This is a genomic window from Nocardia otitidiscaviarum NBRC 14405 (genome assembly GCF_000308635.1).
Classification (GTDB): Bacteria; Actinomycetota; Actinomycetes; order Mycobacteriales; family Mycobacteriaceae; genus Nocardia; species Nocardia otitidiscaviarum.
Genome location: NZ_BAGD01000048.1, coordinates 15,830 through 42,691, shown reverse-complemented (window position 1 = coordinate 42,691; position 26,862 = coordinate 15,830). Strand labels below are relative to the sequence as shown.

Genomic DNA, 26,862 nt, shown 5'->3' with positions numbered 1-26,862 from the left:
GAGCCACTGCCATGGAACAGGTTTCGTGCCGGTCCTGCGGGACGTGCGTCTCGGTGGAGAAGTTCAGCCCGCAGCACACCAGCGTGCAGTGGAACAGTGCGGCCGTGGCCGCGTGTACCGGTCTGGCCCGTGACGGACTGCGCTCGCATACCTGCCCGGCGCTGCGGGACAGCATCGAAATCGCGGTGGCGGCTGGGGAATTGGGCGTGAGCACGCGCGACGCGGACGTGCGCACCCGCGGCCGGACGCTGCGCTGAGTGTCGCGCCGAACCGGTCACCCGCGACGACGACGGCGGCCGCCGCGGTGCGGTGCGCGTGAAGAGTACTGGAGGAATGGATGACGGTGACAGAGCTGGAACCGGACAGCGCCAGACACGGCGGTGCTGTCGCCAGCGTGCGGGTGGTGCGCGTGGTGCGGGAAACCCACGACGCGGTGTCGCTGGAACTCGCGCCCGAACCGGCGCACGCCGCGCGCTTCGGCTACCGGCCCGGCCAGTTCCTGACCCTGCGCATCCCCAGTGCGCTGACCGGTTCGGTGAGCCGCTGCTATTCGCTGTCGAGCGCACCGCACGAGGGTGGCCCGCTCAAGGTCACCGTGAAACGCACCCCCGGCGGCTACGGCTCGAACTGGTTGTGCGACAACGCCGTCGCGGGCACCACCCTGGAGGCGCTGCCCCCGGCGGGCCTGTTCACCCCCGCCTCGCTGGACACCGACCTGCTGCTGTTCGGCGCGGGCAGCGGTATCACCCCCGTCCTGTCGATACTCAAGGCCGCACTCGCCGAGGGCACCGGCCACATCACGCTGTTCTACGCCAATCGCGACGCCGAATCGGTGATCTTCGCGGGCGAACTCGCCGCACTCGCCGCGGCGCATCCGGAGCGGTTGCTGGTCTGGCAGTGGCTGGAGAGCGTGCAGGGCCTGCCGACCGTGGCGCAGCTGGCGGCGGTGGCGCGCCCCTGGGCGGGGCGGGAGGTTTTCGTCTGCGGCCCGGGCCCGTTCATGGACGCGGTCACGTCGGCCATGACGCAACTCGGCGCGGACCGCGAGCGGGTGCACCTGGAGAAGTTCGTCTCGCTCACCGGAAACCCCTTCGAGGACACCGGTACCGACACCGCGCTCGACGACGGACCCGACTCCGGCGCGCCGGCGACGGCACACGTGGAGCTCGACGGCGAGCAGCACGAGGTGCACTGGCCGCGCCGCCGGACCCTGCTGGACGCCCTGCTGGCGCAGGGCATCGAAGCGCCCTACTCCTGCCGGGAGGGGGCGTGCAGCGCCTGCGTGTGTCGGGTGGTCTCGGGTGCGGTCGCCATGCGCCGCAACGAGGTGCTCACGGACGAGGACCTGGCCGAGGGCTATGTGCTCGCCTGTCAGGCCGTCCCGGAGACCGACGACGTCTCGGTCACCTATTCCTGATTCCCCCGAACCGATTCCCTCCGAACCCAGAGGAGTTCCCATGGCTGTCCTCAGCTCCCTCGGCTATGTGCGGGCGCGTATCGCCGACGTGCGGGCCTGGCGTGAATTCGCCTTCGACACCATCGGTTTCGCGGAGGGGTCGGGGCCGAATCCGGATTCGGTCTACCTGCGCACCGATGAGCACACCTACCGCTTCGAACTGGTGCCCGGCGACCGCGACGAGGTGATCGCCGTGGGCTGGCAGGTGGCCGACGGCCGGTCGCTGACCCTGGTGCGGGAAACCCTGGAGCAGGCGGGCGTCGCGGTCACCGCGCTGTCACCGGCCGAGGCCGCGGCCCGGCACGTGGAGGAGGCCATCGCGTTCACCGATCCGTCGGGCTTCACCATCGAGGTGTTCCACGGTCCGCTGCTCGACCACAGCCCGGTGCTCACCCGGCACGGCGCCCGCTTCGTCACCGGCGAGCTGGGACTCGGGCATGTGGTGCTGCCGGTGCGCGATATCGAGGCCGCGCGCCGGTTCTACACCGAGGTACTGGATTTCACCGCGCGCGGCTCCTTCCGGGTGGGTCCGCCGCAGCAGCCGATCTGGATCCGGTTCCTGGGCGTCAACGCCCGCCACCACAGCCTGGCCCTCATCCCGGGCAGCCGTCCCGACGGACCGGGCATCGTGCACGTGATGGTCGAGGTGGACACGCTCGACGACGTCGGCCGCGCCCTGGACCGCGTCACCACGGCGGGCTACCACCTCTCCTCCACCCTGGGCCGCCACACCAACGACAAGATGATCTCCTTCTACGTCCGCACGCCGGGCGGCTGGGATCTCGAATTCGGCTGCGCGGGAATGCTTGTCGGCGACGACTACGTCGCCGAGGAGATGACCGCCGACAGCTACTGGGGTCACGAATGGGCCCGAGGCTGACCCGGCCCCACCCCGTCGGACCCACAACGTCGGACCCACAACTGCATACCCGCAAAGGAGCGTCGACACGTGCATCAGCCCACCGCGTCCGGACCCACCCGGTTCGGCTTCTTCATCGCGCCGTACCACCCGCTGAACGGCAATCCGACCCTGCAACTGCAGCGCGACCTGGAACTGGTGGAGCTGGCCGACCGGCTCGGTTTCGCCGAAGCCTGGGTGGGCGAACACCATTCGGCCGGAATGGAGATCATCGCAGCGCCCGAGGTGTTCCTGGCCGCCGCCGCGCAGCGCACCACCCACATCCGGCTCGGCACCGGCGTGAACTCACTGCCCTATCACCAGCCGATGATGCTGGCCGATCGGTTGTGCCTGGTCGACCATCTCACCAAGGGGCGGCTCATGATGGGCATCGGTCCGGGGCAGCTGGCCTCCGACGCGGCCATGATGGGCATACCCCAGCCCCGCCAGCGCGACATGATGCACGAGTCGATGGACGTACTCGTCCGGCTGTTCCGCGGTGAGGTGGTCACGGCCAAGACGAACTGGTTCGAGCTCGACGAGGCCCGCCTGCAACTGCTGCCCTATCAGCAGCACGGCCTGGAAATGGCGGTGGCGTCCACGATCTCGCCGTCCGGTGCGGTGCTGGCCGGACGCCACGGCGCCGGGCTGCTCTCCCTCGCGGCCTCCGATCCCAGCGGCTACGAGGCGCTGCTGCCCAACTTCCGGGTCTACGAGCAGACCATGGCCGAGCACGGCCACACCGTGCGCCGCGCCGACTGGCGGCTGGTCGCACCCATGCACCTGGCCGAGACCCGCGACCAGGCGCGGCGCGAAGTCGAATGGGGCATCGGGCATCTGGTGGACTACATCCGCAAGCTCAGCGGCATGGACGTGCCCTGGGGCGATACCGCCGCCGAGGCGGTGGCACAGTGGGTCGGCCCCGGATTCCCCGCCTTCGGCCGGGCCACCATCGGCACCCCGGATGACGCCATCGCCGCCATCACCGATCTGGCCGAGCAGTCCGGCGGATTCGGCACCTTCCTGGTGCTGGCGCTCGACGTGGCCGACCGGGACGCCACCCGACGTTCGGCGCGGCTGTTCGCCGAACACGTCATTCCGCACTTCACCCGCGCGAACCGCAATCGGGTGGCCTCGCTGGACTGGGCCAACGCCAATAGTGAGCGACTCATGTCCGGTATGCGGGCCGGAGTGGAGGCCGCCTTCGAACGGCACGGACAGGCGCTGGCCGCCGCGCTCCGGCCCCGTCGGGAAGGACAGTGAGATGCGCGCGGTAGTCATGCGTGATCGGCGGCTCGTGGTCGACGAGGTGCCCGAACCGGTGCCCGGACCCGGTCAGGTGCTGGTGGAGACGATCGCCTGCGGGATCTGCGGTTCCGACAAACAGGCCCTCGACCACACCGACGCATTCCTGCAGGCGTCCCGCGACAGCGGCGTGCCCACCTTCCTGTTCGACCCGCACCGCGACCTGGTCATGGGCCATGAACTGGCGGCCCGGGTGATCGGGGCCGGACCGGATACGCCCTACACCGAGGGGCAGGCCGTGGTCGCGCTGCCGTGGGCGCTGGACGCGGCGGGCGGCATCCACGGCGTCGGGTACTCCAACGACTTCCCGGGCGGCTACGGGGAGCGCATGGTGTTGCAGGCCATGGCGCTGGAGCCCATTCCCGACCATGTGCTGCCGCGGGTGGCCGCCCTGACCGAACCGCTGGCCGTCGGCTTCGGCAATGTCGCCCGCACGGGTATCGGTCCGGAGGGCACCGGCGTCGTGATCGGCTGCGGGCCCGTGGGTCTGGGTGCGGTGGCGGCGCTCGCGGAGCGTGGCGCGGCACCGATCGTCGCCTCGGATCCGTCCCCGCTGCGCCGGGCGGCGTCGCTCCGGTTGGGGGCGCACCGGGTGATCGATCCGGCCGCCGAGGACCCCGTGGACGTCTGGCGGGAGCTGGCCGCGCCCGGGCAGCAGTTGCACGTCTGGGTGTGCGCCGCGGTGCCCGGACTGCTCAACGACCTGCTGTACCGGTGTCCGCGCGAAACCCGGATTCTCCAGGTGGGCGCGGTCATGACCGATGACGTGATCCGGCCCATCGTGGGCATCTACAAGGACATCTCGGTGCAGATGTGCATGGTGTACCCGCACGAGGAGTACGCGCGCACCCTGCGCCGCATCGCCGAGGGCACCGTCGACGCGGCCTCGCTCATCACCGACGAGGTCGGTTTCGACGGCGTCGCGGGAGCGATCGAGGCGCTGCGCCGCCCCGACGACCACATCCAGATCCTGGTCCGTCCGGATCTGTGAGCCCCCGGGCAGGGCCGACGGCGGTCGTTCGAGCACTGGATTCGAACGACCGCCGTCGGGTATTCATCGGGTTTCAGGATCGGACGGGAGAATCCTGATCGGTGAAGGTGACGCGCACGGTGACGGGAGTCGTCTCCAGCGCGGCGAACATGGTTCGGGCCAGTGGCGCCAGCAGCGGATGCGGTGCGAAGGTACGCGCTCGCGCCACCACGTCGTCCTCCGGCAGCAGGGTGGCGGTGCCGGTGCGCCACCGATCGCCCTGGCGCACCCGGATGGTCGGATTCTCGGCGATATTGCGACCCCACCCCGAGCGCATGCCGTGCTGGCAGATCATCCACGCGCCCTCGTCGTCGAACAGCACCGAGACCGGAACCCGGCGCGGGGCACCGGATTTGCGGCCGATGGTCTCGATCTCGGTGGCCAGCGTGGTGCGCACGCCCACCCGATCCAGCGCCCGCACCGTCGGATTCATGAGGTAGCGGCCGAGCGCGCGTTCCCGCCGGAACTTGCGGGCCGCCCGGTCGTCGGCGGAGCGCGAGGCGGGGGAGCGCTTGCTGCGGAAGGCGTCGATACCGTGGTGGCGCACCATGTTCACGGCCGTGAGCCAGGGGGAGCGGGCCGGATCCGGATCCGCCCCGGAGCCCATGCGGTGCAGCTGGTCGGTGTGCCACTGCAGATCCAGCGCGCCGTCGAACGCTTTCAGATTGCCGTTGGCCGCCAACCGCGGCGGCAGGCCCAGGGTGACGTGCGGCGGGCGCAGCACCTCGGTGCGCCCGGTGAGCAGATCGGCCGCGGCGGTGGGGAACACGGCGGTCGGGCGGCCCAGCCCGACCACATCGCAGCGCCCGGAGGCGACCGCCTCGGCCATGGCCGCGGCGGAGCGGAACCCGCCGGTCACCGCGATCGGCGTGGTCCCGGCCACGCGGCGCACGGTGTCGGCGTAGTCCAGGAAGTACGCCTCCCGGGCGCGGGTGCTCGCCGCGACCGTGCGCGGCCGGCCCATCATGGCGGGGGATTCGTAACTGCCGCCGCTGATCTCGATGAGGTCGACGGCTTCGGCCGCCAGCCGGGCCACCACGTCGCGCGATTCCGCTTCGGTGAAGCCGCCGCGCTGGAAGTCGGCCGAGTTCAACTTGATTCCGAGGGCGAAACCGGGGCTCACCTGAGCCCGAATGGATTTCACCACCTCGAGCACGAATCGCGCCCGCCGCTCGGGATCACCGCCCCAGGCGTCGGTGCGGCGATTCGACAGCGGCGACAGGAACTGCGACACCAGGTAGCCGTGTGCCCCGTGGATCTGCACGCCGTCGAATCCGGCCGCCTCCGCCACCCGGGCGGCGGTGCCGAAGCGGCCGACGATGTCCAGGATCTCGTCCTCGGTGAGTTCGCGCGGGGCGGGCAGGCCCGGAATGGTCAGCGCGACGGCCGACGGGGCGACCGGGCGGTGCCGGGTGACGAGCGGGTTGGCCTGCCGACCCGGGTGGTTCAGCTGGACCCACACCGGCGTGCCGCCGTCCTTGCCCGCCTTGGCCCAGCGGGTCAGCGCTCCGAGGTGGCGCTCGTCCTCCATGGCCACATTGCCCGGTTCGCCGAGGTGGCGGCCGTCCACCATGACATTGCCGGTGACGAGCAGTCCGTAGCCGCCCGCGCCCCAGCGGCGGTACAGCCGTTCCAGGCGTTCGTCGGGTGCGAGGTCGGCGTTGCCCAGGCCCTCGCTGAGGGCGGACTTCATGATCCGGTTGGGCAGGGTCCGGCCGCAGGCGAGCGGTAGTGGATCGTGCAGGGTCGGCATCGTTGGCCCCCGTTCGTGTGGAGTGGTTGCCCGGGTTGGTAGACCAATCGGTATACTCGGACGGTAGTACACCAACCGGTCTAGGACAAGCCGTAGACTGATCATCGCGGGCCGACGCGGAAAGGGGTGCGCGGATGGGAGCCAGGGACAAACTGGTCGACAGTGCGATCGACCTCATGCGCCGCTACGGCATCGCGGGCACCGGTGTGGCGCAACTGCTCGAGCACAGCGGCATCTCGCGTCGCTCGATCTATCTGAACTTCCCGGGCGGCAAGGCCGAACTGGTCGCCGAGGCCACCCGGGCGGCCGGTGCGGCGTCAAGTGCCCTTATCCGAACTTTCGCGGCCGGCGCCGATGTGGTCTCCGGTATCGCCGCCGTGCCGGGGATCTGGCGTGAAGCCCTCATAGCCAGCGATTTCTCCGCGGGCTGCCCGATCGTGGCCGCCGCGCTGGGGCGCGCGGAATCGGCGGCCGCCGCCGACGCCGCGGGGGACGTCTTCGCCGAATGGGAGGACATCCTCACCGAGCGCCTGCGGGCCGAGCAGGTCGACCCCGAGACCGCGCGCACGCTGGCGACCACCATCATCGCCGCAGTAGAGGGCGCGATTGTCATGTCATTGGCACAGCGGTCCACCGAACCGTTGGAGCGCACCGGGAAGCAGTTGACCGCCCTGGTCGCCCAGTACACCCGCGCCGCCGCCACCGCGAACTGACACCTCGCGTAATACCGTGCAGTGCACGGTTTTCCGATCTTGCAGAGTCGGTCGAGGATTCGCTGTGATGCTGCTACTGTGTTCGAGTCGTCGGGATCGCAGTCCGTGCGCAATGAAAGCCGCTGCCGCGCGCGCGATCTCCGAACACTCGACATGAGCTGCGAGGAAGGGCGAGACCGAACGCTGTGAATCTATCCATCGCCATGGTGATTTCCTGGGTCGTCGCTCTGTTGCTCCTCGGAGCGCTCGGTGCCTATGCGGTACGGGAGCGCACGCGCGCCCGGGCGCTGGAGCACGAGCTTCGGATGCGCACCGAAGCCTGGGAGCAGAGCCGACTCGAATTCGAAGAGGAAGCGCGCCAAGCCGTCGCCCGTGCCGAGGCATCGGTGCGCGCCGAACTGGAATCCGGTGCGCGTACGGCCACCGGCGCGGCGGTGCGCTCCTTCGGCACCTCCGTGGTGAGCCTCGGCGTGGACGTGGGTCAGGTGGTGAGCAACGCGCTGCGTGAACATCGCGGCGACGAGGTCTACGAAACCCTCACCCGGATCGACCACAGCGTGCAGCAGATGCTGCGCCAGGCCCAGTCGTACGTGATCGTCTCCGGTGGCCTGCCGGGCCGCCGCTGGCCGCAGCAGCCGCTCACCGACATCGTCGGCGGCGCGATCGGCCGCGTGCGCGACTTCACCCGGGTGCGGTTCAACCAGCTCGACCGGGTGGTCATCAGCCGCGCCGTGGAACCGCTGGTGCACACCATCGCGACGCTGCTGGACAACGCCCTGCGCTATTCGCCGCCCACCTCGTACGTGGACGTCGGATTCCAGGAGGGGCACCACGGCGTCACCATCATCATCGACGACGCCGGCGTGCGCATGAACAACGAGCAGATGGAGGAGGCCCGCCAGGTGCTCGCGGGTGAGCGCTCGGTCGACATCCACCAGCTCGGACCCACCCCCCGCGTCGGCTTCCCCAGCGTCTCCGCGCTGGCCCGCCGCTACGGCTTCACCGTCTACGTGGACGGCCCCAACGCCTACGGCGGCACCAGGGCGATGGTGTTCGTGCCCGAGGCGCTGTTCGTTCCCCGCCGCGCCGGAGTCGACGGCCCGGCCACCGAGGTGGTGCCGGTGCCGCAGGTCGACGCCCCCGCACCCGACCCCGCGCCGGCCCCGGCGCCGACCGAGGAGCCCGCATCGGTGCGCGATATCACCGAAGGTGGTCTGCCCAAACGCCGTCGCCGGTCGCCCGCGCTCGCGGCCGTGGGCACCGCTCGGGAGCCGCGCCCTGAGGCGGAAACGCAGCAGGACACCAGCACCATTGCTCGACCCGATATCGCCGCCGCCTGGCACAGCGGTTCGCAGAGCGGCCGCGCCGCCGCGCGTTGACAGCGCACGTTGACACCGAAGGGATGACGTTTCCGATGGGAACACCCGGCACCGCCGTAACCGAACGCGCCAACAAATTGGCGTGGATGCTCAGCGAATTGGAGATTCCAGGCGTGCGTTTCGCCGTCCTACTCTCCGACGACGGGCTCCGGATCGCGCACACCGGTGGTATCGGTGTGGACGACGCCGAGCGCTTCGCCGCCGCGGCGTCGGGCCTGCGTTCACTGGGCAAGGCGCTCGGCGAATTCTGCGGCAATTCGAACTCGGTGCGCCAGAACATGACCGAGTACGACGGCGGGATGATCTTCATAACCGCCGCCGGCGTGGGTGCGCTGCTAGGGGTGGCCACCACCACCGAGGTGGACGTCAGCCTGGTCGCGCACCGCATGAACGCGCTCGCGGTCCGCGTCGGGCACGAACTGGGTTCGATGTCGAACCAGAGGGTTGGCGGCGACCTGCAATGACCGGGCAGCGGCGGGATCCGGACCTGGTCCGGGCGTACGTGCGCACGGGCGGCCGGAGCCGGCCGACCCGGAATCTGGGCTTGGTCACCCTGGTGATCGCGGCGCGGGAACCCGACCCCGGGGCCACTCCCGACGCGATCCGGGTGCTGAGCATCTGCCGTCGTGGTGTCCTGTCGCTCGCCGAGGTCGCGGCATATCTCGACCTGCCGCCGTCCGTCGTGAAGATCGTCGCAGCCGACCTGCTCGACAGCGGACACCTGACCACTCCTACCCCGGCCGAGGAACTGCCGGATGCTGCGTTGCTGGAGGAGGTACTGAATGGGCTCCGCGCTCTCTCGGCCTGAGCTCGTCGTCGATCACGTTCCCGATACCGTCACCCGGTCGGTGAAGCTGTTGGTGGCGGGCAATTTCGGCGTCGGCAAGACCACCTTCGTCGCCAGCGTTTCCGAGATCCGGCCGCTGCACACGGAGGAGACCATTACCGAAGCCAGTGTGGGCGTGGACGATATGGCCGGATTGCCCGGTAAAACGACCACCACCGTGGCCATGGACTTCGGCCGCATCACCCTGAATCCGCGGTTGGCCCTGTACCTGTTCGGCACCCCGGGACAGCATCGCTTCGTCCCGCTGTGGGAGGAGCTGGCCCGCGGCGCGCTGGGCGCGCTGGTCCTGGTCGACACCCGGCGGATCGAACAGTCCGACGAGGTGCTGGCGCTGCTGGAGGAGCGTGAGGTGCCCTACGCCGTCGGCATCAACGAGTTCGACGGCGCGGTCCGGTACCCGCTCGAGGAGGTGCGTGACGCACTCGACCTCACCCCCGACACCCCGCTGATGGCGCTCGACGCCCGCGATCGCGGCACCTGTGTGCGTTCCCTGATCACGCTGGTGGAATACCTGTCCCGCCGTGCGGGGTCCATGCGGTGACCCGCAATTTCATCGAGCCGATCACCGCCCCGGTGCCCTACGGCTCGCCCATCGGCTCCGATGGACCCCGGATCGCCATGTACACCGCCGAATTCGCGGCCGACCCGCACGGCGCCTACGCCGAGATGCGCCGCCGCTTCGGCCCGATGGCCCCGGTCGACCTCGCTCCGGGCATACCCGCCACCCTGGTCATCGGATACCGCACCGCCGTGCGAATCCTCAACGACCCCGAGCACTTTCCCGCCGATCCCCGGTACTGGCAGCGCACCGCACCCGCCGACAGCCCGATCATGCCGATGCTGGAATGGCGGCCGAACGCCCTGCGCAGCGCGGGCAATGAGCACATTCGGTACCGGCAGGCCAATGTGGCGGCCATCCGCGCCGTGGACCTCTACGCCCTGCACGACACCGTGGAGCGCATCGCGATACCGCTGATCAACGCCTTCTGCGCGTCCGGAAGCGCGGATCTGATGGCCCAGTACGCGTTTCCGCTCGCCTTCGAGGCGGTCAACGCCCTGCTGGGCTGCCCGGCGGAGATCGGCCAGCGCATCGCCGCCGGTATGGCCGCCATCTTCGACGGCGTCGACGCCGAACAGGGCAACCGCGTCCTCACCGAGGCCATTCTGGAACTGGTGCTCGGCAAGCGATCCCGGCCCGGCGACGACATCGTCTCCCGACTGGCGGCCGATCCGGCCGAACTGTCCGACGAGGAGATGATCCACCAGATCGTCACCCTCTACGGCGCGGGCATCGAACCGGCCCAGAACCTCATCGTGAACGCGCTGCGGCACATGCTCGTCGACAGCACCCTGGCCGACGGCCTGCACGCGGGCAGCCTCACCACCCGCGATGCCCTGGACCGGGTGCTCTACACCGATCCGCCCATGGCCAACTACTGCGTGAGCTATCCGCGCCAGCCCATGCTCATCGACGGGGTGTGGCTGCCCGCGCATCAGCCGGTGGTGATCAGCATGGCCGCCTGCAACAACGATCCGGACATCGGTGCGGGGCGGACGCTGCACAATCGCGCGCATCTGTCCTGGGGCGTCGGACCGCACGCCTGCCCGGCCCGCCCGACGGCGTACCTGATCGCCGAGGACGCCATCGACCAACTGCTCGACGCACTGCCCGACCTGCGGCTCGGCGTCGCCGTGGACGAATTGGCCTGGCGGCCGGGACCTTTCCACCGGTCCCTCACCGCGCTGCCGGTCGTCTTCCCCCCGACTGCCCCGTTGACCGTGCCGTAAGGAGAAAGCGTGACCACCGACCCCATCGTCCTGGATCCCACGGGCGCCGACATCCAGGGCGAGATCCATCGACTACGCGAGCGCGGACCGGCGAGCCTGGTGGAACTGCCCGGCGGCGTGACCGCGTGGTCGGTCACCGACACCGCGCTGCTGGAGAGCCTGCTCACCGATTCGCGCGTCTCCAAGGATCCGCGCCAGCACTGGCCCGCCTTCATCAACGGTGAGATCCCGCAGGACTGGCCGCTGTTCCTGTGGGTGGCGGTCAACAATATGTTCACCGCCTACGGGGCCGATCATCGGCGGCTGCGCCGACTCGTCGCGCCCGCCTTCACCGCGCGCCGCACCGCGGCCCTGCAACCGCGCATCGAGGCCATCACCGCGGAACTGCTCGACGCCATCGCCGCCACTCCGGCCGGGGAGCCGGTCGATCTGCGGGAGGCGTTCTGCTACCCGCTGCCGATCCGGGTGATCTCCGAACTCATGGGTGTGCCCGACGAATTGGTGCCCGGCCTGCGCAAGTGCGCCGACGGCGTCTTCGACACCACCCTCGGCCCCGAGGAGTCGCAGGCGAACTACCTGGAGCTCTATCGGATTCTGGGTGAGCTCATCGCCTACAAGCGCGAGACGCCGGGCGACGATATGACCAGTGTGCTCATCACCGCCCGCGACGAGGACGGGTCGACGCTGGGGGAGCAGGAACTCGTCGACACCCTGCTGCTGGTCATCACCGCCGGGCACGAGACCACCATCAACCTGTTGGACCAGGCTATTTTCGCCACCCTCACCCATCCGGAAGCGCGCGCCGACCTGATGGCGGGCCGGGCGGCCTGGTCGGATCTGGTGGAGGAATCGCTGCGGCTGGAGGGTGCGGTCGTGCATGTGCCGCTGCGCTACGCGGTGGACGACATCGAACTCGACGGCGTGCGCATCGCCAAGGGCGATCCGATCCTGGCCTGCTACGCCGGACCCGGCCGCGACCCGAAGGTGCACGGGGATACCGCCGACCAGCTCGACCTGGCGCGGGCGGACAAGAGCCATATGGCCTTCGGGTACGGCGCGCACCACTGCCTGGGTGCCCCGCTGGCCCGGCTGGAGGCCAATTCCGCGCTGCCCGCGCTGTTCCGGCGCTTCCCGGACATGCGGCTCGCGGTCACGCCGGACCAGCTGACACCCCTGGCCAGCTTCATCTCCAACGGGCACGCCGCCCTGCCGGTGTATCTGGAGGCGTAGCCGGGAGACCTGTCGCGGCGGCCGCGCTAGTCGGCCGTGGCCGCCGCCTTGGCCTCCGGGGTCACCGGATCCAGGAGATCGTCGAAGTCGTGGTGCTTCTCCACGAAGTGCGCGACAAAGGGGCAGACGGGGACGACGCGTTTGCCCTGTTTCCGGGTCTCGGTGAGCGCCGCGTGGATCAGGACGCTGCCCAGGCCCCGGCCGGAGAACCGATCATCGAGTTCGGTGTGGTAGAAGATGCGCTGGTCACCGGTATCCACATAAGCGGCCAGTCCGGCGCGTTCACCATCCACCTCGATATCGAACTGTTCCGGGGTGGCGTCGTCCCGCTGGATGACGGTCGGGTCGCTCATATTTCCTCGCTTTCGATCGGTTCGCCGCGCGGCGAAGTGGTTCAGCCCTGCTGGACGACCTCGATGCCGAGGGTGAGGGTGATCTTGTCGCCGATCACCGCGCCACCGTCGGCCAGAGGCATATCGATAGTGATTCCCCAATCTCGGCGATTGATGACCGTCTTGGCCTCGAAACCGGCCACCGGGCCCTGACCCATGCCCGGATTCACGCCCAGGAACTCCACCTCGAGGGTGATCGGCTTGGTGACTCCGGCGATGCTGAACTCGCCGTCGACCTCGAAGTCCTCGCCGTTGACCCGGAAACCGGTGGACTTGAAGGTGGCCAGCGGGAAGTTCTCGGCGTTGAAGAAGTCGGCGGTGCGCAGGTGGGCGTCGCGCTGCGGATTGTCGGTGGTCACCGAGTCCACGCGGATCTCGGCCTCGGCGCTGGCGGTGCCGTCCTCGCCGATGACGAGTTGGCCGGAGAAGTCGGTGAAGCGGCCGCGGACCTTGGACACCATCAGGTGGCGCACCGCGAAGCCGAGCGTGGAATGCGCGGCGTCGATGGTCCAGGTTCCGGCGGTCAGGGCGGTGGTGCTGGCGGTCATGATTACTCCTCGTTGTGGTTGTGCGGTTGTGCGGTGTCGTGGTCGTGCGATGGGGGTCGAATCGGTTACTTGGCGGCGGCGGTGCGCTGTGCCAGTAGCGAGGCGTGGGTGGGCGCGTCCGGGACGTGTGCCGGGCGCGCGGCGGCGAATTCCCGGCGCAGCACCGGAATCACCTCCTCGCCCAGCAGATCCAGCTGCTCCAGCACGGTCGACAGCGGCAGTCCGGCGTGGTCGATGAGGAACAGCTGCCGCTGGTAGTCGCCGAAGGATTCGCGGAAGGTCAGCGTCTTGTCGATGACCTGCTGCGGGCTGCCCACGGTGAGCGGTGTCTGATCCATGAAGTCCTCGAGCGAGGGTCCGTGGCCGTAGACGGGCGCGTTGTCGAAGTAGGGGCGGAACTCGCGGATGGCGTCCTGGGAGTTCTTGCGCATGAACACCTGTCCGCCCAGACCGACGATGGCCTGATCGGCCGAACCGTGTCCGTAGTGTTCGTAGCGCTGACGGTACAGCCCGATCAGCCGCTGGAAGTGCTCCTTGGGCCAGAAGATGTTGTTGGCGAAGAAGCCGTCGCCGTAGTAGGCGGCCTGCTCGGCGATCTCGGGGCTGCGGATGGAACCGTGCCACACGAACGGCGCGACGCCGTAGAGCGGGCGCGGCGTGGCGGTGAAGCCCTGGAGGGGAGTGCGGAAGCGGCCCTGCCAGTCCACCACGTCCTCGCGCCAGAGCCGGTGCAGCAGTTGGTAGTTCTCGATGGCCAGCGGGATGCCCTCGCGGATGTCCTGCCCGAACCAGGGGTAGACCGGTGCGGTGTTGCCGCGTCCGAGCATGAGGTCGACGCGACCGTCGGCCAGGTGCTGCAGCATGGCGAAGTCCTCGGCGATCTTCACCGGGTCGTTGGTGGTGATGAGCGTGGTCGCGGTGGACAGGATGAGCTTCTCGGTGCGCGCCGCGATATAGGCGAGCATGGTGGTCGGCGACGACGGCACGAACGGGGGATTGTGGTGCTCGCCGGTCGCGAATACGTCCAGGCCCACCTCTTCGGCCTTCCGCGCGATGGCGACCATCGCCTTGATGCGCTCGGCCTCGCTGGGGGTGCGGCCGGTGGTCGGGTCGGCGGTGACGTCACCGACCGTGAAGATTCCGAACTGCACGCGTCCTCCTCGTCGTGGCATCCATTTGGTGGATGCGGCAACCATATCGGCAATTTGTGGACATGGCAACCAAGTGAACGACGAGCAGGTGCGTGGTTATTCCGACCGGCGCACGGTGCCGGTTACGGGTGGGACGGGCTCAGTCGCGCGGGTGCGGATGCGCGCCGTGCTCGGTCGGCTCGAGCGGCGGCCCGGTCACGGCGCAGTGCACCTTGCACTCCGGTTCGGTGTCCGGCGCGGCGGTGCTCAGTGTGTCGTCACGGACGGTGGTGAAAGTGAGGACGGCGGCCCCGAGCATGAGCGCCACGCAGATGAGCAGCGCCACGCGGAAGCCGCTCGCGAAGACCGACGGATCGGTGTAGGCGTCGCCGGTGAGCCCCGCCAGCGGTGGAATGGCGGCCACCGCGAGCAGACCGGCCGCGCGGGCCACGGCATTGTTCACTCCGCTGGCTATGCCCGCGTGGCGTTCGGAGGCCGCGGCCAGCACGGTCGCGGTGAGCGGAGCCACCGCCAGGGACAACCCGAGGCCGAAGACCAGGGCGGCGGGCACCACATCCCACAGATACGAGGTGTCCGGTCCGATCCGGGTCATGAGCAGCATGCCGACCGCCGCGAGCAGCACGCCGACCGTGATCGGAATGCGCGGCCCGATCCGCTGGGCGAGAGCCCCGGCCCGGGCCGACAGCAGCAGCATGAGCACGGTGACCGGCAGCATGGCCGTGCCCGCCGCGATCGGATCGAAGCCCGCCACCACCTGCAAGGTCAGCACCAGTAGGAAGAACACCACGCCCATTGCCCCGTACATGACGAAGGTGACCAGGTTGATGGAGGTGAACTGCCGGGACTTGAAGATGTCCACCGGCAGCATGGCGCGCGGGTGCGTGCCGCCTCCGGTGCGGCGGCGCTCCACCACGATGAAGGCGACGGCGGCGGCGACACCGGCCATGCCACCGGCGATCACCAGCGCCGTGTTCCCGGCCGCGTCGGGAGCCTCGGTGAGCGCGTAGGTGATTCCGGCCAGGCTCAGCGCCGCCAGCACCGCGCCGAGAATGTCGAACCTGCCGGTGGCCTCCTCGTCGAAGGTCTCGGGAACGTGCCGCAGCGTCACCGCGATCACCACGGCGGCCAGCGGCAGATTCAGCAGGAACACCCACCGCCAGCCCGCGACGTCGACCAGCCAGCCGCCCAGGAACGGTCCGATGGCACCGGCCACACCGCCCAGTCCGGACCATGCGCCGACCGCCCTGGCTCGATCCTCCCGCGCGAACGACGCCTGGATGATGGCGAGCGATCCGGGCGTCAGCAGCGCCCCGCCCACGCCCTGCAGCGCCCGCGCCGCGATGAGCATCGAAATATCCTGCGCCGCACCGCACAGCGCCGACGCGATGGCGAACCACACCACGCCGATCAGGAACACCTTCTTGCGCCCGAACCGGTCCCCGAGCGATCCGCCCAGCAGGATCAGGCCCGCCAGCGTCAGCGTGTAGGCGTTGACCGTCCACTGCAATCCGGCCATGGAGGAGCCGAACTCCGCGGCGATCTTGGGCAGTGCCACGTTCACGACCGTGGCGTCGAGCATGGCCATTCCCGACCCGAGCACCGTCGCCAGCAGGGTCCAGCGTCCCGCCCCCGACGACATCTGAATGCTCGCGGCCATGAGCACACCGTAACCGCACCCGCCGACGAAAGCCGGTCGGCGGCCGCGGGTGACAGGCGCTCGGGGCGCAGCCGCGGAAACCGCTCGAACGCGTGCGCCTAGGCTGTACCCATGACAGCAGGAACTGCCGCCGACCTGGACAACGTCCGCGAGGTGGTGCACGAGGCGGCGCGCCGGGCCCGGGTGGCCTCGCGCACGCTCGCACAGCTCACCACCGCACGCAAGAACGAGGCGCTGCACGCCGCCGCCGACGCGCTGCTCGCCGCGAAGGATCGGCTGCTCGCCGCCAATGCCGAGGATATCGAGATCGCCGCGGCGGGCGGCACCGCCGAGGCGCAGCTGGACCGGCTGCGGCTGACCGCGGCCCGCATCGACGGCATCGCCTCCGGACTGCGGCAGGTCGCGGGCCTGCCGGATCCGATCGGCGACGTGGTGCGCGGGTCCACCCTGCCCAACGGCCTGGAGCTGCGGCAGGTGCGGGTGCCGCTCGGCGTGGTCGGCATGGTGTACGAGGCGCGGCCCAATGTCACGGTGGACGCCTTCGGGCTCACCCTCAAGTCGGGCAACGCCGCCCTGCTGCGCGGTTCCTCGTCCGCCGTGCGGTCCAATACCGCGCTGGTCGAGGTGTTGCGCGAAGCCCTTGCCGCACAGGGTCTCCCGTCGGATGCCGTGCAGCTGCTGCCCGCCGAGGACCGCTCCAGCGTCACGCACCTGATCCAGGCGCGCGGGCTGGTGGACGTGGTGATCCCGCGCGGCGGTGCCGGACTCATCAGCGCCGTGGTGCGCGACGCGCTGGTGCCGACCATCGAGACGGGCACCGGCAACTGCCACGTCTACGTGCACCGGGGCGCGGATCTCGCGATGGCGGAATCGATTCTGCTCAATGCCAAGACCCGCCGCCCGAGCGTGTGCAACACCGCCGAGACGGTGCTCATCGACGCCGCCATCGCCGATACGGCGGTGCCGCGGCTGATCGCCGCGCTGGAGGGTGCGGGCGTCACCATCCACGGCGACCTGCCTGGCCTGGTGCCCGCCACCGATACCGACTGGGCCGACGAATACCTCTCCCTGGATATCGCCCTGAAGGTGGTCGACGATCTCGACGCGGCCGTCGAGCACATCAACCACTGGGGTACCGGGCACACCGAGGCGATCGTGACCGGCGATCTGCGGGCCGCCCGCGAATTCGCCAACCGGGTGGACGCCGCCGCTGTCATGGTGAACGCCTCCACCGCCTTCACCGACGGTGAGCAGTTCGGCTTCGGCGCGGAGATCGGCATCTCCACCCAGAAGTTGCACGCTCGCGGCCCCATGGGCCTGCCGGAACTGACCTCCACCAAGTGGATCGTGTGGGGTGACGGGCAGATTCGGCCCGTGTAGTACAACTGGTGCGGATGGGTTTGTACACCGTACGGTGTACCCATCCGCCCCTCCAGGAAGGACAGCACCCTTGGCTCCGACATCCACTCCCATCCAGGAGCCGATCTTCTCGTCGGTCGACGATGTGATCGAGCGTCTCGCCCGCACCGGCTACCTGGCCGACAAGGGCACCGCCACGTCGGTATTCCTCGCCGACCGGCTGGGCAAGCCGCTGCTCATCGAGGGACCGGCCGGTGTCGGCAAGACCGAGCTGTCCAAGGCCGTGGCCGAGGTCGCCGGGGCCGAACTGGTGCGGTTGCAGTGCTACGAGGGTGTCGACGAATCGCGGGCGCTGTACGAGTGGAACCACGCCAAGCAGATCCTGCGCATCCAGGCGTCGTCGGAGAACGATTGGGCCGAAACCAAAGCCGACGTCTTCACCGAGGAGTTCCTGCTCTCCCGGCCGCTGCTGACCGCCATCCGGCGCGCCGATCCGACGGTGCTGCTCATCGACGAGACCGACAAGGCCGATGTCGAGATCGAGGGTCTGCTGCTCGAGGTGCTGAGCGACTTCTCGGTCACGGTCCCGGAACTGGGCACCATCACCGCCTCGCGCCGCCCGTTCGTGGTGCTCACCTCCAATGCCACCCGCGAACTGTCCGAGGCGCTGAAACGGCGCTGCCTGTACCTGCACATCGACTTCCCCGACGAGGAATTGGAGCGGCGCATCCTGGCCAGCCGGGTGCCCGAGCTGAAGCCCGCGGTGGCGGCGCAGCTGGTGCGGATCGTGCACGTGCTGCGCGGCATGCAGTTGAAGAAGCTGCCGTCGGTGGCCGAATCCATCGACTGGGCGCGCACCCTGCTCGCCCTCGGAGCCAAGGATCTGGACGAGAAGACGGTGCGCGCCACCCTCGGCGTGGTGCTCAAACACCAGGCCGACCACCTACGCGCGCTCAATGAGCTGAAGTTGGCGTGACGTCATGGTCGGCGGCGTACCCAACACTCCGCGGGCGCTGGTCTCGGCCGCCAAGCGCGCGGTGAGCGGCGGTTCGGCCCCCGGCGCGCGCGGGCAGGCCGAACTCGGGCCGACCGCGCCGCACGGTCTGTCCGGCCATCTGGTCGGCTTCGTGGAAGCCCTGCGCGCCAGGGGGATTCCGGTCGGACCGTCCGAGACCGTGGATGCCGGGCGGGTGGTCACCGTCCTGGATCTCATGGACCGCGAGGTGCTGCGCGAGGGGTTGGCGTGCGCGCTGCTGCGGCGCACCAGCCAGCGCACCACCTTCGACGGGCTGTTCGATCTGTGGTTCCCGGCGGCGCTGGGGGAGCGGGTCGGAGCCGAGGACATCGAGATCCCGCACCGGCCCGATGGTTCGGTGGACATCATCGCGCTGCGGAAGATGTTGGGCGAGTTGCTGGCTCAGGACCCGTCCGGGGAGCGGGCGCAGCAGTTGCAGCTGCTGGCCGCGCAGCTGGTCGAGGAGATGGGGCAGTACCAGTCCGCCTCCGGGCCGTCCTTCTCCGCCTATCAGGCCCTCAAGGATCTGCAGCCGGAACTGCTGGTGAGCAAGCTACTGGCGGGACTGGCCGCGGGCATGGACACCGATGCCGCACCGTCGGAGTTCGACAACGAGGTCGCGCGCCGCGCGGCCCGCCAGCGGGTCAAGGCGTTTCGCGGCACCGTGGAGGCCGAGACCCGCCGCCGCGTCGCCGAACGGCTGGGCCGGGAGCGGGTCGCCACCTACGGCGTGCAGCGCCAGGCCGAGGACGCCGACTTCCTGCGTCTGTCCGAGAACGAACTGGCCGAACTGCGCCGCAGTTCGCAGCGGTTGGCGCGAGTGCTGGCCTCCCGCTTGGCTTCCCGCCGCCGTCGGGCGCGGCGCGGCGAGATCGACCTGCGCAAGACGCTGCGCAAATCCATGTCCACCGGCGGGGTGCCGGTCAACCTGGTCACCCGCAAACCGCGTCCCGGCCGCCCCGATCTCGTACTGCTCTGCGATATCTCGGGTTCGGTGGCCGGATTCTCCAGCTTCACCATGGTGTTGGTGAACGCGCTGCGCGAACAGTTCTCGCGGGTGCGGATTTTCGCCTTCGTCGACCGCGTGGACGAGGTCACCGGCCTGTTCGACCAGGTCACCCCGCTCGACCAGGTGACCAAGCGCATCTTCACCGAAACCCGGGTGGTCGGCATCGAGGGTCACTCCGACTACGGTTCGGCCCTGCGCGGTTTCGCCGACGACTTCCCCGACGCCGTCACCAGCCGCACCTCCCTGCTCATCCTCGGCGACGCCCGCACCAACTACCGCGATCCGGAACTGGCGGTGCTGAGCGGTCTCGCCGCCACCGCCAAACACTCCTACTGGCTCAACCCCGAGGCCGAGAAGATGTGGGGCACCGGCGATTCCGCCGCCCGCAAGTACGCCGAAATCGTCGAGATGCACGAATGCCGCAACGCCCGCCAGCTGACCGCCGTGGTCGGCCGCCTACTGCCGATCTGAGGAGACGCGATGGACGAATGGCTCGCCTACTGCCTCGCCAAAACCGGTGCCCGGCAGGACGAACCATGATCGACTTCGGCCCGACCACCCCCGCCTTCCGCGCGGAAGTCGCCGCCTTCTACGCCGGTTTCGGCAACCCGACCGCCCTGCGCCACACCTTCCACGACGCCGTCCTCCTGATCCCCCTCACCCCCGACCGCCGCATCACCACCTCGACCTACGGCGGCATCGACTGGATCTGCGCCTTCACCGACGCCGACGAATACGCACGCTGGCTGGCAGCACGAGACGCCCTGACCCCCGAACACCCGTACCCCTACCAAACCCTCACCGGCGCGCACCTCACCGACTTCGCCGCCACCCGCCTCACCCCGACCGGCATCGCGGTGGATATACAGGGCATATCACCCATGGCCTTCCCCCCGACCGTGCGCGAAACGGACGCGCGCGAGGGCGGCTTACCCTTCGGGGAACGCAGGGTGACTAGGCTGCCATACACCAACTAGGTGTCCGGGCTGAGGGCTATCTGGTCAGGCGTGGTCGCGGAGGTCGAGGATGCGGGCGAGGGCGTGTTCGAGGGCGTAGTTGGTGTCGGCGGCGCCGCCCTTGACGTCGGCGTTGAGGGTGGCGACTACCTGGAGGGCGTCGCCGATGGTGGCGGGGGTCCAGCCGCGGGCCTGGGCTTGGGCCTTTTTGACCTTCCAGGGTGGCATGCCGAGTTCGGGGGCGATTTTGAACGGGTCGGCGCGGAGGCCGGCGGAGCCGACCCGGGCGATGGTGTGGACCGAGTCCGCGAGGGCGTCGGCGAGCAGGACCGCGGGGACGCCGCGGTCGGTGGCCCAGCGCAGCGCCTCCATGGCGGCCGGGCGGTCACCGGAGACCGCGAGTTCGGCGACGTCGAAACCGGAGACCTCCGCCTTGCCGGAGTAGTAGCGGCGCACCGCCGCGATGTCGATCTTGCCGCCGGTGTCGGCGGCCAGCTGTGAGCAGGCGGCGGACAGTTCGCGCAGATCCGATCCCACGGCCTCCAGCAGCGTCTGCACCACGTCCGCGGACGCCCGCACCCCGGCAGCGCGGAATTCGTTGCGCACGAACTCGGCTCGTTCATTGGCCTTGGTGAGCTTGGCGCAGTTGTGCACCACCGCGCCCGCCTTCTGCAGCGCGGGCGCGAGCGCCTTGGCCCGCCCGCCGCCGGTGTGCAGCACCACCAGCACCACGCCGTCCGGCGGCGCGGCGGCGGCGGACTGGATCACCCCGACCGCGTCCTTGCCCGCCTCGGCCGCGGACTCCAGAATGATCACCCGGTCTTCGGCGAACAGCGACGGACTCAGCATTTCCGCCAGTTCGGCCGTACTGGCGTCGCCCGCCCGCATCCGATCCACCGGCATGGCATCCGGATCCTCCGTCACCGCCCGCGCCTGCGCGGTGATCGCGCTGACGGCCCGCTCGATGAGCAGCTCTTCTTCACCGAGCACGAGATGCAGAGGCGCGGGGCGTTCGGTCACGCAGCCGATCCTACGAGGCCACACCGACAGCCCGTGCCGCCGGGCGGTACGACGGTGGCGGCGTGCGGTGGACGCGAGCGAATTCGCCGCACCCCGCCATCGGATGTCGGCTATCGCGCCCGGGCGATACGCCGCCCCACGATATAGATGAGCACGCACAGCCCAGCGGCGACCAAACTCGACCCGGTGCCCGCTGGCACGGTGATCGAGGTGCCGAGAGCGGCCGCGTGCTCGGAAGCGGTGAGCAGCCACCAGAGCGGCGGCGCGGTGCCGTACAGCACCAGATGGGCCAGCGGGGCCCACAGCGATGCGAAGACCGCGCCCAGCGCGCCCAGGACGGTGATCGGGGCGACCACCGGGGCCACCAGCACATTGACCACGATGGCCAGCGGGTTGAGGTGGCCGGTGAGGGCGATGATGACGGGGGTGGTGACGACGAAGGCGGCGGCGGATACCGCGAGTGCGTCGGCGGGGGCGCGCCAGCAGCGATGGGCCTGAAGCCATTCCGACCAGCCCGGGGCGAGCAGGACGAGGCCCGCCGTGGCGAGTACCGAGAGGGTGAAGCCCGCGTCGACGGCCAGTTCGGGGGACCACGCGAGCAGGGCGATGACGGCCGTGCACAGGGCGGGCAGCGCCTGTTTGCGTCGGCCGGTGCACAGGGCCAGCAGTGCGACCGCACCCATGACGGCCGCGCGCAGCACACTCGGCGTCGGGCGGGCCAGGATCACGAACATGACGAGGGCGGCACCGGCCACGACGGCGGCCACCCGGGGATCGACGGTGAGCGCGCGCAGGGACAGCAGCACCGCGCCGAGCAGGATCGTGACATTCGCTCCGCTGACGGCGGTCAGGTGGGTGAGATGGGTTTCGCGGAAGTTCGTGCGGACGTGGTCGGGTAGGCGCGAGGTGTCGCCGATGACCAGACCCGGTAGCAGGCCCGCCGCATCGGGTGACAGTGCGCGAGCGGCGGATTCGGCGAAATCCCCGCGCACCGCGCCCGCGATCCGCTGCCATCCGGGCGGCGGGCCGATGCCCGCCGGCGGTCCCTGCGCCCGCAGCACCGCCACCGTGAGATCCGACCGCCATGGCGGGTACACCGTGGCGCGGAACGTCACCCGCTGACCGGGCAGCAGGCGGGTCCAGGCGTCCCCGTGCGCCAGAACCAGCACCCGCCCACCCACGCGCACGGTGTCCGCGCCGTACCGGTATTCGGCGAGCCGCGCCCGCACCAGCCACTGCTTGCCGCGCACCGCCTTGGCGGACAACGCCTTCGGATCGTCTACCGGGATCACCGTCGCCCACACGTGCGCTCCCCGATCCAGGTCGCGCAGCGGATGCGCCGCCGTCCGGCTGTCGTGCCAGGCCGCGGCCGCCGCGAATCCCGCACCGATCAGCACGGTGGCCAGAGCCGCCGACAATCCCTGCCGACCACATCGCGCGCCACGCCTCACCCGAACCCACAGCAGGACTGCCACCCCCAGCAGCACCGCCGCGAGCACCGTCCCGACCCGCCACCCCGCCACCACCCCGACAATGGTTGCCGCCCAACAACACAGCGCAGGACCGACCAGCCGCGCATCCACCACCTGCTCGGGTTCCACCGCCCACCGGTCCGATGCCGCCGTCGTCGCACCTCGACCCCCACCCCGCCGAGCCGCTGTTCCCGATGTTTCCGGAGCCCCCGCAGCCCCCGCAGCCCCCGGAGCCGTCGTCGCCGGTGCCGAAGTCGTCGCATCTTCAGCCGCTGGAGTCAGAAGCGTTGCGGCCGTGTCCGCCTGGGGCGTCGCCGCCATGGACGATGCCGCGGCAGGCATGGTCGTCGGGGTCGTGGCCGCTGCGGACGCGGTCGACGGGGTCGTGGCTGCCCCTGGCGGTCCCGCCCCGCCCTCGGGCGGGCCGCTCATACCGTCACCAGCCCGCGCAGCCGTTCGAGTCGGGACGGACCGATGCCCTGGACGTCGGCGAGTTGGTCGACGGAGCCGAAGCGGCCGTGTTCGGTGCGCCAGGCGATGATCGCCTTGGCCGTCACCGGTCCGATGCCGGGGAGGGCGTCGAGTTCGGCCTCGGTGGCGGTATTGAGGTTCACGATGGTGGTCGTGGCGGTGGGGCGGGGTGCGCCGGAGGGAGTGCGGGGCGTGTCGGGGTGCTGCGCCTGCGCGCCGACGATGCTGCTGCCCGCTTGCGGGGCAGTGGGATTCGGCCCGGTGCGGCCGATGACGATCTGGTCGCCGTCGGACAGATACTGGGCGAGGTTCAGGCCGGACAAATCCGCGTCCCGGCGGGGTGCGGCCGCGGCCAGGGCGTCGGCCACCCGCGCACCGGTCGGAAAGCGCAGCAGCCCACCGCGTTCGACGAGGCCGACGACGCTCACGACGACTACTCCGCTGGCCGAGTGGCCGTTGCTGCCGGTCGGGTCGTCCGCGCCGGGCGGTGCGGCCAGTCCGGGATCGACGGGTCCGTGCGCGCCACTGCCCATCGGCCCGGCTCCCGCTGCTGCCGACCCGGCATTCGAGGCACCCGCGCCCGCCCCCGCCACACCCGGCCCGCCAGTCGAGGCACCCGACCCAGCGCCTCGCACCTCACTTCCAGTGCCGTGCTGCGCGCCCGGTACCCCACTCGCCACCACCCCGGTCCGCACCGCCGCGACCGGCGGCACCGCCTGCGTCACCGGCCCGTCGCGCAGCGCCATCGCCCCCGCGATCAATACCGCGAGCAACCCCACCCCGGCCAGCGCCAGCACCCCCCGCTGTCCCGGATCCCACCGCGTCCCGCGCAGGCGTTCGGGCAGCAGCCGCTCGTGCCAGACCCCCGCGCGTCCGTCGGATTCCAGTTCGTTCTCGTCCCAGCGCCCGGAGCGGGGTGGTTCGGGTCCGCTCAGCGTGTCGAGTCGTCTGCGGACCTGCGTACTCTCATCGATGTGCGACATGCGGCCACGGTATGGCCGCCGCGTCTCGGTCCAACCGCTCCGAACTGGGCTTTCGAAAAGTCTGTGGATAGCTCAGGGGCTGTGGAGAACCGGGGTTCAGCCGCACCCGCCGGGGACGACCAGGGCACCCACGGCCCCCATGCCGAGATGTACCCCGAGCGTCGGCCCGAATTCGGTCACGATCATTTCCCGAATGCCGGGAATGAGTTCGCGCAGCTGCTCGACCACCGTGGTGGCGGCCTCCTCGGCTCCCAGATGTTGCACGGCCACCGCGGCTCCGTCCTCGCCCGCCGCGTCCACCGCCGCCGCCACCAGTTTGGTGATCGCCTTGGACCGGGTCCGCGCCTTCTCCCGCAGTTCGATCCGACCGTCGACGATCTGCAGGATCGGCTTGGTCACCAGTTCGGTCCCGAAAAATGCCGCCGCACTGGACAATCGGCCGCCGCGGCGCAGTTGTTCGGTGCGATTGACCACGATGAACGCCCGTCCCCGCACCGAGGCCGCCACCGCCGCGTCGTACACCACGTCCAGGGATCCATCGTCGCGGGCCCGCCGCGCCGCGGCCAGCACCGTCAGCCCGGTGCCCAGTCCGGCGCTGAGCGAATCCACCAGCCGCACCCGGTCGGCGGCATCCATATCCCGGATCGCCTGCCGCCCGGCCTCCCAGGTCCCCGACAGCTGCCGCGAAAGATGCACGGCCACAACGCCGTCGCCCGCACTGAGGTCCAGCGCCCGCTCGTACGCCTCGCGCAGTTCCCCCGGCGACGCCGCCGAGGTGGTCACCGCCGACGAACCGTAGTCGATATCGAATTCGTCCACCCCGTCCCGGAACTGGCGATCATCCACCAGCACGTGCAGCGGGACGGTGAGCACGCCGAGGTCGGCGACGAGGTCGGCGGGCAGACTGGCCGACGAGTCGGTCACAACCACCACGGTCATGCAGTGCGAACCTCGCTGGACCGCAGCTCCGACAGCACCTTCACCATGGCCCGCGCCACGGCGTCGTGCCCCGCCCAACCCCAGTGGATACCATCGGGATTGGCGTCGCCGGAGAAGATGTTGTCGCGCACCGCCTCCCCGAGATCGACCAGCGGCACATCGTGTTTCGCGGCCCAGGCCCGGGTGGCGCGCACCTGCGGATCGCGCCCGCGGTGCACCCGTCCGTACGCCTCGCAATCGTGCACCGACGGCAGCGTTCCCACCACCGGTAGATCGGGCCGCAACTGCGCCAACGCGTTTCGCGCCTGCTCCAGGTAGTCCACGCTCACCGACGGCGGCAGCGCCACCGGGTAGCCGAGGTGCGACAGCTTGGGCTGCAACCAGTTGTATCCGGTGCGCACCTGCCGTCGCAGGAACGGCGGCCGGATGTAGCGGATCAGCTCGCGTGCCGCGGTCGGCAGCGGGGAGGGCAGCGAATCCATGCCGCCGGTGGCGAACACCACCGCCGCGGCCCGTGGCACGGCGGCCCACACCCGCGGATCGCCGATCAGCGCCCAGTAGGCGTCGCGGCAGGTCCAGCCGATGCGCGCCACCAGCTCCACATCCCAATCCAGTTCGGCTCCAACCAGATTGGGCCAGATCCGGGGATGGTCGGCGGGCAGTCCGCCCTGCGGGCCGAAGTAGGCCAGCGAGTCGGCGATGACGAGCAGCACCGGCCGCTCGCCGCCGGTATCGTGCTCCGGCGCGGGCGCGGGTGCGCCGAGCAGCGCGTCCGGCAGATGCCGGACCTGCTTCACCTCCGACGCCCGCCGCAGCAGTTCGTCGGATACCTGCCGTTCGCCGGAAACACCGTCCAACTCAGAGGACATCAGGAGCTACCTTCGCCGCCGCGTTCCACACATCGAGTCGCCACCCGGGCTGCTCGAGGCTCGGACCGTGGCTGCTCAGCTGCACCCAACTGGTATTGGCGAGCCCGCCGAGGGCAGGCCAGTTCTGGGGCGGCAGGTCGAGCACAGCCGCGGTCAGCGCCGCGATGAGCCCGCCGTGCGCGACCAGGATGATGGTACGACCCGGCCAATCCGCCCGCTCGGTGAACAGTTCGTGCACCACGGGCAGGGCGCGGCGGCCGACCTCGAGTTTGGATTCCCCGCCGGGCGGGGTCCAGGTGGCGTCCATGCGCCAGGCGACGCGCGCACCCGGAGCCATGGCGTCGACCTCGATATGGGTCAGGCCCTCCCATTCGCCGAGGCTGGTCTCGCGCAGCCGCGGGTCGGTCGTCACCGGCAGGCCGATGCTGTCGCCGACCGCGAGGGCGGTGTCGTGGGCGCGTTTGAGGTCCGAGGAGACGATGCGGATGGCACCGCAGTCGGATAGGTCGCGGGCGATGTCCTTGGCCTGGCGGCGGCCGAGCTCACTGAGTTCGGTGTCGATCTGGCCCTGCATGCGATCGGAGGCGTTCCATTCGGTCTGCCCGTGCCGCAACATGATCAA

At 70.2% G+C, this 26,862-nt stretch carries 27 protein-coding genes; 16 read left to right on the top strand and 11 right to left on the bottom strand.

Features of this window, described 5'->3' with window-relative positions; genetic code table 11:
- Window positions 1-11: 11 nt before the first annotated feature.
- From ON31_RS08705 to ON31_RS08685, 5 genes are all read left to right on the top strand, one after another.
- Window positions 12-257, top strand: a complete 246-nt coding sequence (locus ON31_RS08705; protein WP_039811321.1) for a hypothetical protein — start codon at window positions 12-14, stop codon at window positions 255-257.
- Window positions 258-337: 80 nt separating this feature from the next.
- On the top strand, window positions 338-1,417 hold the full coding sequence (locus ON31_RS08700; RefSeq protein ID WP_051036993.1) for a ferredoxin--NADP reductase: 1,080 nt from the start codon (window positions 338-340) through the stop codon (window positions 1,415-1,417).
- Window positions 1,418-1,457: 40 nt separating this feature from the next.
- On the top strand, window positions 1,458-2,336 hold the full coding sequence (locus tag ON31_RS08695; protein ID WP_039811319.1) for a VOC family protein: 879 nt from the start codon (window positions 1,458-1,460) through the stop codon (window positions 2,334-2,336).
- 69 nt (window positions 2,337-2,405) lie between these two features.
- Window positions 2,406-3,617: an LLM class flavin-dependent oxidoreductase gene (locus ON31_RS08690; RefSeq protein WP_039811317.1), complete on the top strand. Its 1,212-nt coding sequence runs from the start codon at window positions 2,406-2,408 to the stop codon at window positions 3,615-3,617.
- A gap of 1 nt (window position 3,618) precedes the next feature.
- On the top strand, window positions 3,619-4,650 hold the full coding sequence (locus tag ON31_RS08685) for a zinc-binding dehydrogenase (protein WP_039811314.1): 1,032 nt from the start codon (window positions 3,619-3,621) through the stop codon (window positions 4,648-4,650).
- 73 nt (window positions 4,651-4,723) lie between these two features.
- Here the strand turns inward: ON31_RS08685 and ON31_RS08680 are convergent, their stop codons facing one another.
- Window positions 4,724-6,442, bottom strand: coding sequence for a nitroreductase family deazaflavin-dependent oxidoreductase (locus tag ON31_RS08680; RefSeq protein WP_039811310.1), 1,719 nt, complete (start codon window positions 6,440-6,442; stop codon window positions 4,724-4,726).
- Window positions 6,443-6,576: 134 nt separating this feature from the next.
- On the opposite strand from ON31_RS08680, the gene ON31_RS08675 reads away from it, so the two are divergent.
- The 7 genes from ON31_RS08675 to ON31_RS08645 all read left to right on the top strand — a co-directional run bounded on the left by ON31_RS08675 (window position 6,577) and on the right by ON31_RS08645 (window position 12,399).
- Complete coding sequence (locus ON31_RS08675; protein ID WP_029927205.1) at window positions 6,577-7,155, top strand: TetR/AcrR family transcriptional regulator; 579 nt, start codon at window positions 6,577-6,579, stop codon at window positions 7,153-7,155.
- A gap of 185 nt (window positions 7,156-7,340) precedes the next feature.
- Window positions 7,341-8,534 carry an ATP-binding protein gene (locus tag ON31_RS08670; protein WP_255222026.1) on the top strand — a complete coding sequence of 398 codons (1,194 nt, stop codon included), beginning with the start codon at window positions 7,341-7,343 and terminating at the stop codon, window positions 8,532-8,534.
- A 35-nt stretch (window positions 8,535-8,569) separates the two neighbouring features.
- On the top strand, window positions 8,570-8,998 hold the full coding sequence (locus ON31_RS08665; protein WP_029927209.1) for a roadblock/LC7 domain-containing protein: 429 nt from the start codon (window positions 8,570-8,572) through the stop codon (window positions 8,996-8,998).
- Window positions 8,995-9,342, top strand: coding sequence for a DUF742 domain-containing protein (locus tag ON31_RS08660; protein WP_029927211.1), 348 nt, complete (start codon window positions 8,995-8,997; stop codon window positions 9,340-9,342). Before ON31_RS08665 ends, ON31_RS08660 begins: the two co-directional genes overlap by 4 nt.
- Window positions 9,317-9,922, top strand: coding sequence for a GTP-binding protein (locus tag ON31_RS08655; RefSeq protein WP_029927213.1), 606 nt, complete (start codon window positions 9,317-9,319; stop codon window positions 9,920-9,922). Before ON31_RS08660 ends, ON31_RS08655 begins: the two co-directional genes overlap by 26 nt.
- Window positions 9,923-9,999: 77 nt before the next feature.
- Entirely contained in the window at window positions 10,000-11,169 is a 1,170-nt protein-coding gene (locus tag ON31_RS08650) for a cytochrome P450 family protein (RefSeq protein ID WP_228809542.1), read from the top strand.
- A 9-nt stretch (window positions 11,170-11,178) separates the two neighbouring features.
- Window positions 11,179-12,399, top strand: a complete 1,221-nt coding sequence (locus ON31_RS08645; protein ID WP_039811306.1) for a cytochrome P450 family protein — start codon at window positions 11,179-11,181, stop codon at window positions 12,397-12,399.
- A 26-nt stretch (window positions 12,400-12,425) separates the two neighbouring features.
- Here ON31_RS08645 and ON31_RS08640 read toward each other — a convergent pair whose 3' ends face one another.
- The 4 genes from ON31_RS08640 to ON31_RS08625 all read right to left on the bottom strand — a co-directional run bounded on the left by ON31_RS08640 (window position 12,426) and on the right by ON31_RS08625 (window position 16,147).
- Entirely contained in the window at window positions 12,426-12,752 is a 327-nt protein-coding gene (locus tag ON31_RS08640) for a GNAT family N-acetyltransferase (protein ID WP_039811302.1), read from the bottom strand.
- Between the two features lie 41 nt (window positions 12,753-12,793).
- Window positions 12,794-13,339: a YceI family protein gene (locus tag ON31_RS08635; protein WP_039811300.1), complete on the bottom strand. Its 546-nt coding sequence runs from the start codon at window positions 13,337-13,339 to the stop codon at window positions 12,794-12,796.
- Between the two features lie 65 nt (window positions 13,340-13,404).
- On the bottom strand, window positions 13,405-14,490 hold the full coding sequence (locus tag ON31_RS08630) for an LLM class flavin-dependent oxidoreductase (RefSeq protein ID WP_039811297.1): 1,086 nt from the start codon (window positions 14,488-14,490) through the stop codon (window positions 13,405-13,407).
- A 139-nt stretch (window positions 14,491-14,629) separates the two neighbouring features.
- Window positions 14,630-16,147 (bottom strand): MFS transporter, encoded by a 1,518-nt coding sequence (locus ON31_RS08625; RefSeq protein WP_039811296.1) that lies wholly within the window; start codon window positions 16,145-16,147, stop codon window positions 14,630-14,632.
- A 111-nt stretch (window positions 16,148-16,258) separates the two neighbouring features.
- On the opposite strand from ON31_RS08625, the gene ON31_RS08620 reads away from it, so the two are divergent.
- From ON31_RS08620 to ON31_RS08605, 4 genes are all read left to right on the top strand, one after another.
- Complete coding sequence (locus tag ON31_RS08620; RefSeq protein ID WP_039811294.1) at window positions 16,259-17,527, top strand: glutamate-5-semialdehyde dehydrogenase; 1,269 nt, start codon at window positions 16,259-16,261, stop codon at window positions 17,525-17,527.
- Window positions 17,528-17,597: 70 nt separating this feature from the next.
- On the top strand, window positions 17,598-18,482 hold the full coding sequence (locus ON31_RS08615) for an AAA family ATPase (RefSeq protein WP_029927231.1): 885 nt from the start codon (window positions 17,598-17,600) through the stop codon (window positions 18,480-18,482).
- Window positions 18,483-18,486: 4 nt separating this feature from the next.
- On the top strand, window positions 18,487-20,001 hold the full coding sequence (locus tag ON31_RS08610; protein ID WP_081592307.1) for a vWA domain-containing protein: 1,515 nt from the start codon (window positions 18,487-18,489) through the stop codon (window positions 19,999-20,001).
- 65 nt (window positions 20,002-20,066) lie between these two features.
- The gene (locus tag ON31_RS08605; protein WP_051036992.1) at window positions 20,067-20,507 is read left to right on the top strand and encodes a hypothetical protein; all 441 of its coding nucleotides are present in this window, start codon (window positions 20,067-20,069) and stop codon (window positions 20,505-20,507) included.
- Between the two features lie 24 nt (window positions 20,508-20,531).
- Here ON31_RS08605 and holA read toward each other — a convergent pair whose 3' ends face one another.
- The 6 genes from holA to ON31_RS08575 all read right to left on the bottom strand — a co-directional run bounded on the left by holA (window position 20,532) and on the right by ON31_RS08575 (window position 26,856).
- A complete protein-coding gene (gene holA, locus ON31_RS08600; protein ID WP_039811291.1) occupies window positions 20,532-21,506 on the bottom strand; it encodes a DNA polymerase III subunit delta in 975 nt (324 codons plus the stop codon).
- Window positions 21,507-21,616: 110 nt separating this feature from the next.
- Window positions 21,617-23,107: a ComEC/Rec2 family competence protein gene (locus tag ON31_RS08595; protein ID WP_051036991.1), complete on the bottom strand. Its 1,491-nt coding sequence runs from the start codon at window positions 23,105-23,107 to the stop codon at window positions 21,617-21,619.
- A gap of 299 nt (window positions 23,108-23,406) precedes the next feature.
- The gene (locus ON31_RS34555) at window positions 23,407-24,432 is read right to left on the bottom strand and encodes a ComEA family DNA-binding protein (protein WP_255222025.1); all 1,026 of its coding nucleotides are present in this window, start codon (window positions 24,430-24,432) and stop codon (window positions 23,407-23,409) included.
- A 96-nt stretch (window positions 24,433-24,528) separates the two neighbouring features.
- A complete protein-coding gene (locus ON31_RS08585; protein ID WP_039811288.1) occupies window positions 24,529-25,371 on the bottom strand; it encodes a DegV family protein in 843 nt (280 codons plus the stop codon).
- A complete protein-coding gene (octT, locus tag ON31_RS08580) occupies window positions 25,368-26,240 on the bottom strand; it encodes a diglucosylglycerate octanoyltransferase (protein ID WP_081592305.1) in 873 nt (290 codons plus the stop codon). The genes ON31_RS08585 and octT overlap by 4 nt, the downstream gene beginning before the upstream one ends.
- Window positions 26,230-26,856 carry a histidine phosphatase family protein gene (locus ON31_RS08575; protein WP_039811415.1) on the bottom strand — a complete coding sequence of 209 codons (627 nt, stop codon included), beginning with the start codon at window positions 26,854-26,856 and terminating at the stop codon, window positions 26,230-26,232. Before ON31_RS08575 ends, octT begins: the two co-directional genes overlap by 11 nt.
- Window positions 26,857-26,862: the final 6 nt, after the last annotated feature.

What these genes read in the sequence shown, in the direction of transcription:
- ON31_RS08705 (WP_039811321.1), top strand. Translation starts at nt 12, where the DNA reads ATGGAACAGGTTTCGTGCCGGTCCTGCGGGACGTGCGTCTCGGTGGAG.
- ON31_RS08700 (WP_051036993.1), top strand. Translation starts at nt 338, where the DNA reads ATGACGGTGACAGAGCTGGAACCGGACAGCGCCAGACACGGCGGTGCT.
- ON31_RS08695 (WP_039811319.1), top strand. Translation starts at nt 1,458, where the DNA reads ATGGCTGTCCTCAGCTCCCTCGGCTATGTGCGGGCGCGTATCGCCGAC.
- ON31_RS08685 (WP_039811314.1), top strand. Translation starts at nt 3,619, where the DNA reads ATGCGCGCGGTAGTCATGCGTGATCGGCGGCTCGTGGTCGACGAGGTG.
- ON31_RS08680 (WP_039811310.1), bottom strand. Translation starts at nt 6,442, where the DNA reads ATGCCGACCCTGCACGATCCACTACCGCTCGCCTGCGGCCGGACCCTG.
- ON31_RS08675 (WP_029927205.1), top strand. Translation starts at nt 6,577, where the DNA reads ATGGGAGCCAGGGACAAACTGGTCGACAGTGCGATCGACCTCATGCGC.
- ON31_RS08665 (WP_029927209.1), top strand. Translation starts at nt 8,570, where the DNA reads ATGGGAACACCCGGCACCGCCGTAACCGAACGCGCCAACAAATTGGCG.
- ON31_RS08660 (WP_029927211.1), top strand. Translation starts at nt 8,995, where the DNA reads ATGACCGGGCAGCGGCGGGATCCGGACCTGGTCCGGGCGTACGTGCGC.
- ON31_RS08655 (WP_029927213.1), top strand. Translation starts at nt 9,317, where the DNA reads ATGGGCTCCGCGCTCTCTCGGCCTGAGCTCGTCGTCGATCACGTTCCC.
- ON31_RS08650 (WP_228809542.1), top strand. Translation starts at nt 10,000, where the DNA reads ATGTACACCGCCGAATTCGCGGCCGACCCGCACGGCGCCTACGCCGAG.
- ON31_RS08640 (WP_039811302.1), bottom strand. Translation starts at nt 12,752, where the DNA reads ATGAGCGACCCGACCGTCATCCAGCGGGACGACGCCACCCCGGAACAG.
- ON31_RS08635 (WP_039811300.1), bottom strand. Translation starts at nt 13,339, where the DNA reads ATGACCGCCAGCACCACCGCCCTGACCGCCGGAACCTGGACCATCGAC.
- ON31_RS08625 (WP_039811296.1), bottom strand. Translation starts at nt 16,147, where the DNA reads ATGGCCGCGAGCATTCAGATGTCGTCGGGGGCGGGACGCTGGACCCTG.
- ON31_RS08620 (WP_039811294.1), top strand. Translation starts at nt 16,259, where the DNA reads ATGACAGCAGGAACTGCCGCCGACCTGGACAACGTCCGCGAGGTGGTG.
- ON31_RS08610 (WP_081592307.1), top strand. Translation starts at nt 18,487, where the DNA reads ATGGTCGGCGGCGTACCCAACACTCCGCGGGCGCTGGTCTCGGCCGCC.
- ON31_RS08605 (WP_051036992.1), top strand. Translation starts at nt 20,067, where the DNA reads ATGATCGACTTCGGCCCGACCACCCCCGCCTTCCGCGCGGAAGTCGCC.
- ON31_RS34555 (WP_255222025.1), bottom strand. Translation starts at nt 24,432, where the DNA reads ATGTCGCACATCGATGAGAGTACGCAGGTCCGCAGACGACTCGACACG.
- ON31_RS08585 (WP_039811288.1), bottom strand. Translation starts at nt 25,371, where the DNA reads ATGACCGTGGTGGTTGTGACCGACTCGTCGGCCAGTCTGCCCGCCGAC.
- octT (WP_081592305.1), bottom strand. Translation starts at nt 26,240, where the DNA reads ATGTCCTCTGAGTTGGACGGTGTTTCCGGCGAACGGCAGGTATCCGAC.
- ON31_RS08575 (WP_039811415.1), bottom strand. Translation starts at nt 26,856, where the DNA reads ATGTTGCGGCACGGGCAGACCGAATGGAACGCCTCCGATCGCATGCAG.